This is a genomic window from Halopiger xanaduensis SH-6, assembly GCF_000217715.1.
GTDB classification, from domain to species: Archaea; Halobacteriota; Halobacteria; order Halobacteriales; family Natrialbaceae; genus Halopiger; species Halopiger xanaduensis.
The window spans coordinates 2,945,709-2,958,403 of record NC_015666.1 but is presented as its reverse complement, the minus strand read 5'-3'; the positions used below and the strand labels follow the sequence as shown (position 1 = coordinate 2,958,403).

Sequence of the window (12,695 nt, the reverse complement as noted above, 5' to 3'; positions counted from 1 at the left end):
GCTTTCGACGAGTAGCGAGGGAAAAGACGGCTTCCCGATAATTCGAGGTCAGGTCGGGGACGAAGCCGCGTTACTTGCCCCAGAACGGGTCGCGGCTGCGCTGCTTGTCGAGGAACATGTTCAGCGCCTCGAGTTCGTCGGCCGGGATGTCGTCGGCCAGTTCCTGCTCTAAGATCTTCGCGTGCTTTTCGGGGATCTCGATCCAGAGTTCGTCGTCCTCCTCGATCTGGCGGCCGACCGTCGGGCCGTCGATCGCGACCGAGACGCGGTCGCCCGCGCGGGCCTCGTCGACGTCCTCGCCCTGCTCCTGGATGCCCTTGATCTGGCCGACGCGATCGGGCTCGTTGCCCTCGAACTTCACGACGTTCGCGTTGTTCTGGACGGTGCCCGAATTGACTTCGACGCCGACGACCGCCGGATCGTTCTGGCGGAACGTGTGATCCGGCAGGATGCGGAACCGAGCTGGCCGCGAGATGTTCTCGAGAATCGTGGACTGCTGGGCCTGTTCCATCTCCTCGACGAACTCCTCGTACTCCTCGATGAGCTGGTAGATGACCTCGTCGGTGAAGATCGTGACGTCGTCGGCCTCGGCCCGGCGCTCGGCGTCCGAGAGCGTGTCGACGTTGAACCCGAGGATGACCCGCTGTTTCGGATCGTCGGCCGTCGAGGCGACCGAGACGTCCCGCGGCGCGACGTCGCCGACCTCCGCGCGGACGATCGGCACTTCCGCCTCGTCTAAAGCGTCGGCCATCGCCTCGAGGCTGCCGAGGGTGTCTGCCTTGACGACGACGCCCTCCTCCCCGGTGTCGACGGCGATATCGGCGAGTTCGGCCTGGACCTCCTGAATCACGTCGTTGAGGTCGCGGTTGCGGACGACCCGAACCGGCGCGCCGGCCATCGCCTCGTCGAGTTCGGGCGCGGCGACCTTGATACCCGCCGCGGCGCCGACCTCGTCGACTTTTTCGAACCGGCTCTCGGTTCGAATTTCGGCGAGCGGTCGGGGCTGGAGCAGGGCCCGGACGTCGGTGACGATCGGTTCGTTCTGTCCGCCGACGACGAGCTGGTCGTCCGCGCGGATCGTCCCGTCGTAGAGGACGGTGTCGATCGTCGTTCCGAACCCCTTCTCGTCTTTGACCTCGAGGACGGTGCCGACGCCCGGCCCCTGCACGTCGATCTCCATCTCCTCTTTCATGTACCGCTGGGAGAGCCCCATCATGACGGCAAGCAGGTCCGGGACGCCCTCGCCGGTCATCGCGGAGACGGGGACGACGCCGACGTTGCGCTGGAAATTCTGGACGCGCCAGTAGAGGTCGGCGGAGAAGCCTTCGTCCGAGAGGTTGCCGATGATCTCGTAGAGTTGCTCGTCGAGGCGCGACCGGACGCGGTCGGACTGGGACTCGTAGGTGTCGTTGATCGGCGAGTCCTCGTTTTCGTTCCATCCGGGAACAGTGTCGATCTTGTTCGCGGCGACGATAAACGGCGTCTCCGAGCGCTTGAGGATATCGAGCGCTTCGAGCGTCTGAGGCTGGAAGCCGTCGTTGACGTCGACGACGAGGATGGCGATATCGGCCAGCGCACCGCCGCGGGAGCGCAGCGTCGTGAAGGAGTGGTGCCCCGGCGTGTCGATAAAGAGGAGACCGGGCAGATCGAAGTCGTCGGGGTCGACGAGGTCGCCGGCGATCGTGGAGATGATATCGAGCGGGACGGCCGTCGCCCCGATGTGCTGGGTAATTGCGCCCGCTTCGCCCTCGATTACCGCCGAGCCGCGGATCTTATCCAGCAGGCTCGTCTTGCCGTGATCGACGTGTCCGAGGACGGCGACGATCGGCGTTCGAAGGGACGTAGATGCGGGGTCGCGCGCGTTCGTCTCTGTATCAGTATCCGTATCCGACATGGTGAACCACCCGAGAAGGTCTTGCCTAGAGCGTCCGCAGGACGGTAGTTAAACCCATCGTCACGCCGGTCGCGTGATCGGTCCGCGACGCGGAATCGCGCTCGTGGCCCTCGAGCACACCGCTCGAGTGACGTCGTCAACCGAGACGACCCCGCGAGTCGAGCGCGCGGTCGCCGACGTGATTGCACGCAATCCAGTTTAGCAAATCGTTTAATACCGATTAGTAAATACGGGTATGCATGAGCGATATACTCGCCGAGAACCTCTCGGGCAAATCCGTCATGGGGTCCGACGGGACGGAGCTCGGGCTGCTCTACAACATCACGATGGATCTGAAATCGGGAGAACTGCACGACCTCGTCATCGAACCGGACGAAGAACTGCCGACCCGCTCGGTTGACTTCAACATCAACGAGGACGGTCGCTTTCTCGTGCCGGTCAGCCGCGTGCAAGCGGTGAAAGACTACATCGTCGTCCAGCGCTAACGGTATGTACGTTCTCGACTCCTCGGCTTTTATCCACGACTTTCACACGTCAGAACAGACTGCAACCATCCCCCTCGTCCGCGAAGAACTCGAGGACGAGAGCGCCTATCGCTACGACGCGATGGAGGGCTCGGGGATGCACATCCACATCCCCAACGACGACACCACCGAGAAGGTCCAGCGCGCGGCCCGCGAGTCGGGCGACCTCGAGGTCCTCTCGGAGACCGACGTTCGGCTCATCGCGGCGAGTTTCGAACTCGACGGGACGCTCGTCACGGACGACTACGCGATGCAGAACGTCGCCGAGAAGCTCAACGTCGCCGTCGAAGTGATCGCCCGCGAGGGCATCGACGAACAGCGCCACTGGCACTGGCAGTGTCAGGGCTGCGGCCGCGAGTTCGATGAAGAAAAGGATCGGTGTCCGATCTGCGGCTCGGAGTTAGCGCGGAAGAACCCCTCGTAACAGGAACGGACACGAGCTAGGTGGTGATTTCTCGAGTGCGGTGCAGCGACGCTCGATGAGCGGCGGGTGTCTGGTGACCGGTGGCAGAAGTGGTTGAGCAGCCGGAGCGGTCGGACGGCTGGAGCAGTCGGAACGGCCGGAGCGGTTGCAACGGTCAGACGTAGCCGACGTAGAGGTTCGCGAAGACGACCGCGTTGTAGATGCCGTGGACGAGCGCCGGCACCACCAAGTTGTCCGTGCGCTCGTAGACTGTCCCAAGGACGATCGAGAGGCCGAAGACCGTCCCCAGGCTCGCGGCGACCTGCCCCGGGCCCGCGGTCCAGTAGGCCTGCGTGTGGATGATCGCGAAGATGACGCTGCCGACGACGACGGCGCCGTACCGCGAGAAGGTGCCGTACAGCGACTTCTGGATCACGTTCCGGTAGAGCAGTTCCTCGAAGGGGCCGATGACCAGGATCGACGCCGGAATCAACACGAGCAGGATGGTCGGGTTCTCCGCGGCCTGCTGGGTCGTCCCGTGCTCGGCGCTCTCGACGCCCGCCGTCTGGAACACGAACGTGATCGCCATGATCGCGCCGAAGATGACGACGACGCCGCCGACGATCCAGCCGAGATCGCGCTTCGACGGCACGGACAGATCGAGGAACGAGCGGTCGAGATCCGACGCCGAGAGGTAGCCGACCGCGAGGACGGCCGTCCCGAGCGCCATACCGAACTGGCTCACCACGGTCAGCTGGACGTCCGACAGCGATTCGAAGGGGACGTTGAGCACCATGACGACCGGAACGACCAGGAACAGCGTCGCGATCTGGGCGGCGAACAGCCCGCCGAAGCCGAGCAGGCCGAGGGTCGCCGTCTGGAGCGATCTGGCTTTGAGCCCACTGGGGCCGACGCCGAAGTAATCCGCGACGCCGACGCCGACGGAAAGTCCCGCCGTCACAAAGGCGGTAAAGACGAGCGAGAGGGAGATACCGACGCCGGGAACGTTGACCGACGCGGCGACCCCCTGGTTGAGCGCGTAGCCGGCACAGAGGAGGACGACGACGCTCGAGGCGGCGGCGACCGCGGCGGCGATCCGACGGTCGGCGACGCCGTGGCGGCGCGCGAGGAAGGCGAGGACGGCGGCGACGGCGAACGCGGCGGCCCCCGAGACGGCGGGGGAGTCGACGCCGCGGGTGACGGGAACGAACGTCGCGGCCATCGTGACGGCTGCGAGCACCGTGCCGATGCCGGGCACGGCATCGGAGGCGATCGGGGCCGCGTCGTCGGCCCGTGCAGTCTCGGTCATACGCTACGTGTTCGTGCGAGGACTCATAGGAGCACCGCTACCGGACGCTCCGAACGGCGGCGCCGCCGTCAGCAGGGCGGTCGAGTCCGCCCTACCGTTCGACGCGCAACTCGGTCTTCTCGGCGACCGCCTCGGCCTCCTCGAACTCGCCCCCGCCGAGCAGCCCGCGGGTCGCCTTCTTCGCCCACTCGACCGCCGGCTGTTCGAAGGTGTTGACGCCGTAGAGTTCGCCCGCGAGCACGCACGCGGCTTCCATCCCGTACAGCAGGCCGCCCAGTTCGTACGCGTCGACGCGGTCGATCTCGACGCGGACGTTCGGCCGGCCGGCCGCCGCGAGGCTCGCCTCCGTCGCCTCGAACTCCGCCTCGAGCAACTCGCCGAGGGTCGCGTCGCCGAGGTAGGCGAGCTCCTCGACGTCCGTGGCGGGAATCGACCGATCGCCCCGCTCCTTTGGGACGACGAAGCTCACGAGCTTGTCTCGCGGGCCTGCACGATAGAGCTGCAACTGGGAGTGCTGGTCCGTCACGCCGAGCGCGCGGGCCGGCGTCTGTCCGAGGTCGTCCTTCCCCAGGCTCTCGGCCCACAGCTGGGCGAACCACTCGGCCTGGGTCTCGAGCGACTCCGCGTAGGGCATCACGGCGTTGATCCCCGCGCCGCGGGCGTCCAGCGCGTAGGTCGTGGCCCCGTAGGCGTAGGCCGGACACTCGAACAGCGACCCCGCGAGCGTCTCGCGCTCGGCGGCGGCCCCCTCGAGTAGTGCCTCGAGGTCGTGCCCGCAGACGGCCGCGGCGACCATCCCCACGGCGGAAAGCGCGGAGAAGCGGCCCGGAACGCCGTCGGGGACCTTCAGCGAGGGCAGGTCGTGGCGGTCCGCGAGGTTTCGCAGGGGACCGGACTCGCCGGTCGTGACGATGGTGCGCTCGGTCCAGTCGACGCCCGCCGACTCGAAGGCCTCTCGGACGACGAGGAAGTTCGCCAACGTCTCCGCGGTCGTCCCCGAGCGCGAGACCACGTTGATCGCCGTCTCCTCGAGCGGTAGCGACTCGAGGCGCTGCGTGACCCACTCGGGGTCGACGTTGTCGAGGAAGACGGTCTCGGTGTCCGACTCGTCTGCCAGCGCGTTCGTGATCGTCGCCGCCCCCAGCGCGCTGCCGCCGATCCCGACCGTGACCAGCGCCTCGGCGTCAGCGACGGGCTCGACCGCCGCCCGGATCTCGTCCGGATCCGTTCGCTCGGGCAGGTTGAGGGCTTCGTAGCCGTGCTCCGCATTCGCCATCCCGCGCTCGATGCGCTCGTGAGCGTCCGCAACCTGTTCGTCCAACCGCTCGAGCGACTCCCTCGAGACGCCCGGCGAGGCGACCGACGCCAGGGCGTTGCCAATATCGACGTTCATGCGCGAGACCGCAACTGCCTGCGACAAAGGCGTTCCGTCATCTCTCCGCGACTGGAGGGCGGATTTAATAACGAGTGCCATCGCGGACGATTTCCGCGACGGCAGCGGTGGCGCGCGCTGCGTCGCGATGAGTGAAAAACGAATCGCGACACGACGCCGTGCGAGGGCTGAGCGAACGACCCGCGGGAGTGAGCGAAGCGGTTGGGGAGGGCGTGGCAACCCCGTGCCGCCACGAGATCAGCGCGCTCTCAGTCGTCCGGTCGCCGCTATCGTTTCACGAACAGATCACCGGCGGCCAGTTCGGGTCGATCGCCGACCGACCGCTCGAGCGCGCTGCATCGAAGCCGAAACCCGGAAAAACGCTCCCGCCCCTACCGTCGTGCAATGACCGAAAAGACCGGTACGTTCGTCGTCACCCACGCCGAAAGCGAGTCGGCCGTCGTCCGCGACGTCGAGACCGCACAGGTCCACACCCTCGGCTCGAACCCCGGCCTCGAGGTCCACGACGTCCTCGAGGCGACCGTCGCGCCCGAACCGCCGCTAGAAGTGACCTGGCAGGTGATCGACGTCGAGGACCGGCGAACGGTCGAAATCGTCGATAGCGACCTCGAGCCGACCCAGCACTCCAAAGAGCTGGCGGCCGATGCCGAGGTCGGCGACCTCGTCCAGGAGGAGCGAGCCGGCACCGGCGAGATCCACGTCTTCCGCGTGCCGGGCGACGAGATCGCGGCCGCGGCCGAAGACGTCCTCGAGGACGAGGAGACGATCGCCCGCGCGGCCCGCCTCGAGGCGGTTCGCGTCGAGGTTCGGCGCTCGGCTGACGACGGCGTGTTGAGCGTTCGGTACCTGCCGGACTAACGGACTGTTCTCAACGTTCGGGCTCAGGGGTTGAACCGTCAGGCGCTCTTCGGCCCGCCTTCGCTCTGTACCTGCCAGCTCCCCTCCATCTCGCAGGAGTCGCGAGTCTCGTACTCGATCTCCGTGTCCCGATCCGGGCGCGAGCCGCCGTCGACGCGCTCGACCCGCAGCGGGACGTCCATGGCGCTGCCGCAGCAGCCGACGTCGACGAACTCCTCCCAGACGTCCCCGACCTGCGCTTCGTCGTGAACCTTCCCCAAATACGTCCGGAACGACGACATCTCGAGTTGGTCCCGTCCCCAGTCGGAGAGATCCGCGGGGTGGGAGAGGACGATGCGCTCGGCGCGGTCCGCGCGACTGGGATCGGTCTCGGAGTCGGACGCGGAACTGGACGTCTCGCCCGCGCGTTCGCGCCCGTCGGCCGGCCGTTCGGACTCCTGACTCATGTGAGAGAAAACGGACTCGAGCGGCTTCAAGCCACCGTAATACCCGATAGTATTCGTCAGCGAACATGCTGGTGAAATTGAGAAGGCTTACCTCGAGCCGCTGCAAGTGCTCGAGTATATGGGGTATTTCGACGTACCGGAGATCGATTACACCCGGTACACGGACCGCCAGCTCGCGGCGGTACCGCTCGCGGTTCTCGCGGTTGCATTGCTCGTTCTCAGCGGGTCGTTTCTGGCGTACGGAACGCCGGTCCAGCTGGGAATGGACTTCGCGGGCGGCGCCGAGTTGACGGTACAGACGACGGCCTCGGAGCAGCAAATCCAGTCCGCGTTCGATCGCGAACCGGACTCGATCCAGGCCGTCCAGGCGCCGGGCGCCGAGAATCAGTACACCGTCCAGTTCAGCGGCGTCGACGACAACGAGGTGATTCAGGACCTGGCCACGCAGGCGGAAGACGCGGGGATGGACGTCCTCCAGCAGTCGACCGTCTCGCCGAGTTTCGCCGATCAGGCCCAGCAGACGGCGCTGCTCGGACTGGCCGTCGCCTTCGTCGGCATGAGCGCCCTTGCGTTCCTGCTCTTTCGGACGTTCGTGCCGTCGATCGCGATCGTCATCTCGGCGTTTTCGGATCTGGTGATTCCGCTGGCGTTCATGTCGATCGCCGGCATCTCGCTCTCGCTGGGGACCGTCGCCGGACTCCTGATGTTGATCGGGTACTCGGTCGACTCCGACATCCTATTGAACAACCACATTCTGCGCCGGCAGGGTGACTTCTACGAGAGCACCCTCCGCGCGACCAAGACCGGCGTCACGATGACTATCACGTCGATGACCGCGATGCTCGTCATGGCCGTCGCCGCCTCGCTGTTCGGCGTCGAACTGCTGCGGTCGATCGGTATCATCCTCTTCGTCGGCCTCGCAGCCGACCTGATGAACACCTACATGCTGAACCTGAGCCTGCTTCGCTGGTACAAGTTCAAGGGGGTGCGATCGTAATGGGACCGATCGCTTTCATCAAGGAGTACTGGCGGATCCTCCTGCTCGTCGTCTTCCTCACCGCCGCGCTCGTCGCGCTGTTCATCCCCGGCGGGATCATGGCCGACGACGACGCCGTCGAGGCGAACCAGACTAGCGCCACGAACCTCGAGTACGGAATCGGACTCGACGGCGGGACGCGCCTCAGCGCCCCGGTCGTCGGGATGACAGCGGAGAACCTCGACGCCGGCGTCGTCAGCGACGACGGACAGGTCGATCAGGAACGGCTCACGGAACTCGAGACGGCCATCCGGGAGGACTTAGGCGTCGACAGACAGAACATGAGCGTCTCCGTCAACGACGACGGCACGGTGTCCGCCGAAGTGTTCACCCGGGACGTATCCAAAGAGGAGTTCGCGAGCGTCCTGCAGGACCAGGGAATCGACGTCACCGCGGACGACATCCGCAACGGCGTCACTGAGCAGACGCGAAACGACTTGGTCCAGACGATTCAGGATAAGATCAACGCGGCAGGCCTCTCCGGCGGGAACGTCTACGTGGAGGACCGCGTCGGCGAGGGCTACTACATCGTGACCGAAGTCCCCAACATGGCCCCCAGCGAATTGCGGGACCTCCTCTCCGAGCGCGGGACCGTCGAACTCTGGGCCTACTATCCAGCCGAGAACGGCACGCACACGAACGAGACGATCCTCACCGGCGAGAACATCGTCAACGTCGATCCGCCGACGCAGCGCGAGCGCGGATCCGGCTACCAGGTTCCGGTTCAGGTTAGCGAGGAGGCCGCACCCGACTTCCAGTCTCGGCTGAACGAGCGCGGATTCACTGGCGTCGGCCAGGGTCAGTGTAATATTCGCGGTGACGGGCAAGGAGTCAACTTCAACCACGAGGGGTCCCAGTACTGTCTGATCACCGTCGTCGACGGCCAGCCCGTCGACGCTCACAGCATGGGTCCGAATCTGGCTAACAACATGCAGTCAGGGACCTGGCAGGATGATCCGAGCTTCTACATGGGGACGCCGACCTACGAGGAGGCTCAGTCGCTGTCGATCAACCTCCGCGCCGGGGCGCTTCCCGCGCCGCTCGACTTCAGCCAAGAGCAGGTCTACTCGCTCCAGCCGTCCCTCGCGGACCAGTTCAAGCTCTACTCGCTGTTCATCGGCCTCCTCTCGGTGCTGGCCGTCAGCGGCGTCGTCTTCCTCCGGTACCGCGATCCGAATGTTGCCGCGCCGATGATCCTGACGGCAACGGCCGAGGTGGCCATCCTGCTCGGCTTCGTCGCGGCGATACGCATGCCGATCGACCTCTCTCACGTCGCCGGGTTCATCGCCGTCATCGGGACCGGGGTCGACGACCTGGTGATCATCGCCGACGAGGTGATGGACGAGGGCGACGTCAGCTCGCAGCGGGTGTTCGAATCCCGCTTCCGTAAGGCCTTCTGGGTCATCGGCGCCGCGGCCGCGACGACGATCATCGCGCTGTCGCCGCTGGCCGTCCTCAGTCTGGGCGACCTGCGCGGGTTCGCCATCATCACGATCCTCGGCGTGCTGATCGGGGTGCTCATCACCCGCCCCGCCTACGGTGACATCCTCCAGCGGCTCCTGACCGACCGCTAACGGGTTTCAGGGCCAAAATCCTACTCTTACTCGCCCTGACACCGAGGACACCAATCGACCGTTTCGTCGCCGTCTCCTTTCGCACGGACGAAATCCAGAGAAACCGGCCGTCCGCAGTTCGTACAAAGCGGCATACTTCCGTTTCTGACGGGCATCGCCGTCCTAAGGAACAGCGCTGACTGTGCAGGCCGACTCGAGTCGCGGCGATCAGAACTGCTCGAGGCCGGTCTGCTGCGCTTCGGCGAGCACGTCCTCGCAGGTCGACCACGACTCGCGGGCGAAGGGCGGCAACTCGCCGTGCTCGTCGACGTAGGACTCGAGAAAGTCGCGCGTGGTCGGATCGCTCGGGTAGCCGCTGCCGACGTTGCCGTACTCCTCTCCGATGGCCTCGATGTGGGCGTCGCGTTCGACCTTGGCGACGATACTGGCCGCGCCGACGAGTGTCGAGTCGTCGTCGGCGCCGTGGCGGGCGTCGATCTCGAGGGGTGCGTCGGTCTCGCAGTCGTGCTCGAGGCCAAGCGCGGCCGCGCACGCATCGGTCACGCGGCGCGCGAACCGGTCGGCGTCGGTGTCGCAGGCGTCGCAGAGGCCGGTGATTTTGTCGGCCGGCGCCGCCACGTCCGGCACGGCGGCCGCGATCGCCTCCGCGTGGGCCTGCACGGTCAGCGAGTTCATGTCCGTCTCCGGATCGTCGATCAGTTCGGGCGTGATCTCGGCGACGCCGACGCCGATACGGTCGTCCGCGCGGATCGTCGCCGCGAGTTCCTCCCGTCGCGCGGGTGCGAGTCGCTTCGAATCCGCGATTCCCTCGGGGAGCGCGTCGAGGGAGGGATCCTCGAGGTGGACGGCCGCGGCGAACATCGACCCGAGGACGGGCCCCTTCCCGGCTTCGTCGACGCCGAATGGCATACCACGATGTCCGGACGGGCGGCGAAATAACCGTTGTGACTCCGGTTCGTCGCGTCGGCCGCGCCGGACTCTATCGCACACCACCCTGACGTTCATATGATAACGGGCTGAAACGAGTGGTATGGCTGCAGCCGAACTGCCGCTCGAGGCGTTCTACGACCTGACTCGAATCACCGACCTCGCGGTGTCGCCGTCGGGCGATCGGGTTGCGTTCACCGCGACCGAGTACGACCAGGACGAGGACGACGCCGTCACCTCGCTGTTCGTCGTGCCGACCGACGGCAGCCGCGAGCCCCACCGGCTGACGACCGTCGCGGGCGCCTCGAGTCCGGCCTGGAGCCCCTCCGGCGAAGAACTGGCCTTCCTCGCCGCGCGCGAGATCGATCTCGAGCGGCGAGTGGGCTGGCAGCGGGACGAGGACGAAGACGAGTCGGAGGATGGCGACGATGCGGACGCCGACAGCGACGACGAACCGGACAGCGACGACAGTGGCGACGGTGGCGACAATGGCACAGGCGACGAACCGAAACCGCAGGTGTGGACCTTCGACCTCGTCCGCGGCGGCGACGCGCGCCAGGAGACCGACCGCGAGGAGGGCGTCTCCGCGTTCGACTGGGGACCCGACGGCGACCGGTTCGTCATCGCCGCGCGCGATCCGACCGACGAGGAGCAGGAGCAACTCGAGCGGCGCCGCGAGGGTGGGCCGATCGAGACCACGCGGCTCCAGCACAAGGTCGACGGCGTCGGCTGGACCGACGAGGTAACGACCTACCTGTTCGTCGTCGACCGCGACGCCGGCGACACGGTGCGCCTCGACGACGCTTACGGCGGCGGGTCCTTCCAGGACCTGTACGGGATGGACCCGTGCTGGGGCCCCGACGATCGCATCGCCTTCACCTCGTGTCGACTCGAGCGGCCGGACGACACGCACGTGCGGGACATCTACACCGTCGATCCCGACGGCGACGGGCTCGAGCGACTCACGGACGGGGAGTTGCTCTGTACGGATCTCAGTTGGCGGGGCGACGGAGCGCTCGGCTTCGTCGGACGGGACCCGGACGACTGGGTGCGCCCGGCGGAGGCGTTCGTCCACGACGGTGACCGAGCGCGGTCGCTGACGGCGTCGCTCGATCGGACCGTCTCCCACCTGGGCGGAGTCAACTGGGCCGACGACGACCTCTACGCGCTCGTCGGCGACGAGTCGCGGACGCGGCTCGTTCGCGCGAGCGACGAGGACGAGGGGACCGTCGAGCGCACCTTCGAGGCGCAGGGCGACGACCGCGCCATCGCCGCCTTCGACATCTCGGCGGACGGGTCGACCGCCGCGCTCGCGTTCTCGGATCCGCGAGAGGGACAAGACATCTATGCTGTCGCCGTCGACGACCTCGAGGCCACCGACCGACCCGGTTCGCTGCGGCGACTCTCGCGGGTCAACGCCGACCTCACCGACGAGTATCCGATGCCGGCCGTCCGGCGCGTCGAGTGGGAGTCAGACGGCTGGACGATCGACGGCGTCCTCTACCACGATCCCGACGTCGACCTCGAGGCCGACGACCCCAAACCCCTCGTGGTCGCGATCCACGGCGGCCCGCTGGCGTACGACGAGCCGGTGTTCCGGTTCGCCCACGCCGCGCTGACGAGCCGCGGCTACGCCGTCTTCCGGCCGAACTACCGCGGCGGCGCGTCCCGCGGGCGGGCGTTCGCCGAGGAACTGTACGGACGGTGGGGAACGGTCGAAGTCGAGGACATCGTCGCCGGCGTCGACGCGCTCGCCGACCGCGGGTGGGCCGACTCGGATCGCGTCTTCGGCTACGGGTTCTCCTACGGCGGGATCGCACAGGGGTACCTCGTGACGCAAACGGACCTGTTGACCGCGGCGGTGCCCGAACACGGCATCTACGATCTGCGGTCCTCGTTCGGCAGCGACGACGCCCACGTCTGGATGGAAACCGAGTTCGGCCTCCCGTGGGAGAACCCCGAGACCTACGACGAGGCGTCGTCGATCCTCGAGGCGGACGCGATCGATACTCCGCTGCTGATAATGGCCGGGGGCGAGGACTGGCGCTGTCCGCCATCGCAGTCGGAACAGCTCTACGTCGCCGCGCGGAAGCAGGATATCGACGCGAAACTGGTGGTCTACCCCGACGAACACCACAACATCGGCGATCCGGATCGGGCGATCGACCGCCTCGAGCGCATCCTCGAGTGGTACGAGGCACATGATCCGGCGCTCGAGGGAGAAGGAGAGACAGCGGGGACGGAAGACGCGTCAACCGAATCCGACTCCGAATCCGACTCCGAATCCGAATCCGAATCCGAATCCGAATCCGAACCGGACGGCGAGTAAGC

At 66.7% G+C, this 12,695-nt stretch carries 12 protein-coding genes; 6 read left to right on the top strand and 6 right to left on the bottom strand.

Features of this window, described 5'->3' with window-relative positions; translation table 11 throughout:
* Positions 1–70: 70 nt before the first annotated feature.
* Positions 71–1,894, bottom strand: coding sequence for a translation initiation factor IF-2 (gene infB / locus HALXA_RS14465; protein WP_013881125.1), 1,824 nt, complete (start codon positions 1,892–1,894; stop codon positions 71–73).
* Between the two features lie 239 nt (positions 1,895–2,133).
* On the opposite strand from infB, the gene HALXA_RS14460 reads away from it, so the two are divergent.
* On the top strand, positions 2,134–2,379 hold the full coding sequence (locus HALXA_RS14460; RefSeq protein WP_013881124.1) for a PRC-barrel domain-containing protein: 246 nt from the start codon (positions 2,134–2,136) through the stop codon (positions 2,377–2,379).
* A 4-nt stretch (positions 2,380–2,383) separates the two neighbouring features.
* Positions 2,384–2,842, top strand: coding sequence for an NOB1 family endonuclease (locus HALXA_RS14455; protein WP_013881123.1), 459 nt, complete (start codon positions 2,384–2,386; stop codon positions 2,840–2,842).
* 154 nt (positions 2,843–2,996) lie between these two features.
* Here HALXA_RS14455 and HALXA_RS14450 read toward each other — a convergent pair whose 3' ends face one another.
* Both HALXA_RS14450 and HALXA_RS14445 read right to left on the bottom strand, forming a co-directional pair.
* Complete coding sequence (locus HALXA_RS14450) at positions 2,997–4,130, bottom strand: CPBP family intramembrane glutamic endopeptidase (protein ID WP_013881122.1); 1,134 nt, start codon at positions 4,128–4,130, stop codon at positions 2,997–2,999.
* Positions 4,131–4,221: 91 nt separating this feature from the next.
* Positions 4,222–5,523 (bottom strand): hypothetical protein, encoded by a 1,302-nt coding sequence (locus HALXA_RS14445; protein ID WP_013881121.1) that lies wholly within the window; start codon positions 5,521–5,523, stop codon positions 4,222–4,224.
* Between the two features lie 384 nt (positions 5,524–5,907).
* Here HALXA_RS14445 and HALXA_RS14440 point away from each other — a divergent pair, with 384 nt between their 5' ends.
* Positions 5,908–6,381 (top strand): DUF5812 family protein, encoded by a 474-nt coding sequence (locus HALXA_RS14440; protein ID WP_013881120.1) that lies wholly within the window; start codon positions 5,908–5,910, stop codon positions 6,379–6,381.
* 38 nt (positions 6,382–6,419) lie between these two features.
* Here the strand turns inward: HALXA_RS14440 and HALXA_RS14435 are convergent, their stop codons facing one another.
* Positions 6,420–6,827, bottom strand: a complete 408-nt coding sequence (locus HALXA_RS14435; protein WP_013881119.1) for a hypothetical protein — start codon at positions 6,825–6,827, stop codon at positions 6,420–6,422.
* Between the two features lie 118 nt (positions 6,828–6,945).
* Between HALXA_RS14435 and secF the strand changes: the two genes are divergently transcribed.
* Positions 6,946–7,824, top strand: a complete 879-nt coding sequence (gene secF / locus HALXA_RS14430; protein WP_013881118.1) for a protein translocase subunit SecF — start codon at positions 6,946–6,948, stop codon at positions 7,822–7,824.
* On the top strand, positions 7,824–9,437 hold the full coding sequence (locus HALXA_RS14425; protein WP_013881117.1) for a preprotein translocase subunit SecD: 1,614 nt from the start codon (positions 7,824–7,826) through the stop codon (positions 9,435–9,437). Before secF ends, HALXA_RS14425 begins: the two co-directional genes overlap by 1 nt.
* A 26-nt stretch (positions 9,438–9,463) precedes the next feature.
* Here HALXA_RS14425 and HALXA_RS22945 read toward each other — a convergent pair whose 3' ends face one another.
* Positions 9,464–9,571, bottom strand: a complete 108-nt coding sequence (locus HALXA_RS22945; RefSeq protein ID WP_449271598.1) for a DUF7563 family protein — start codon at positions 9,569–9,571, stop codon at positions 9,464–9,466.
* 73 nt (positions 9,572–9,644) lie between these two features.
* On the bottom strand, positions 9,645–10,346 hold the full coding sequence (rnhB, locus tag HALXA_RS14420; protein WP_013881116.1) for a ribonuclease HII: 702 nt from the start codon (positions 10,344–10,346) through the stop codon (positions 9,645–9,647).
* A gap of 121 nt (positions 10,347–10,467) precedes the next feature.
* Here rnhB and HALXA_RS14415 point away from each other — a divergent pair, with 121 nt between their 5' ends.
* Positions 10,468–12,693, top strand: a complete 2,226-nt coding sequence (locus HALXA_RS14415; protein ID WP_013881115.1) for a S9 family peptidase — start codon at positions 10,468–10,470, stop codon at positions 12,691–12,693.
* The last annotated feature ends 2 nt before the right edge of the window (positions 12,694–12,695 follow it).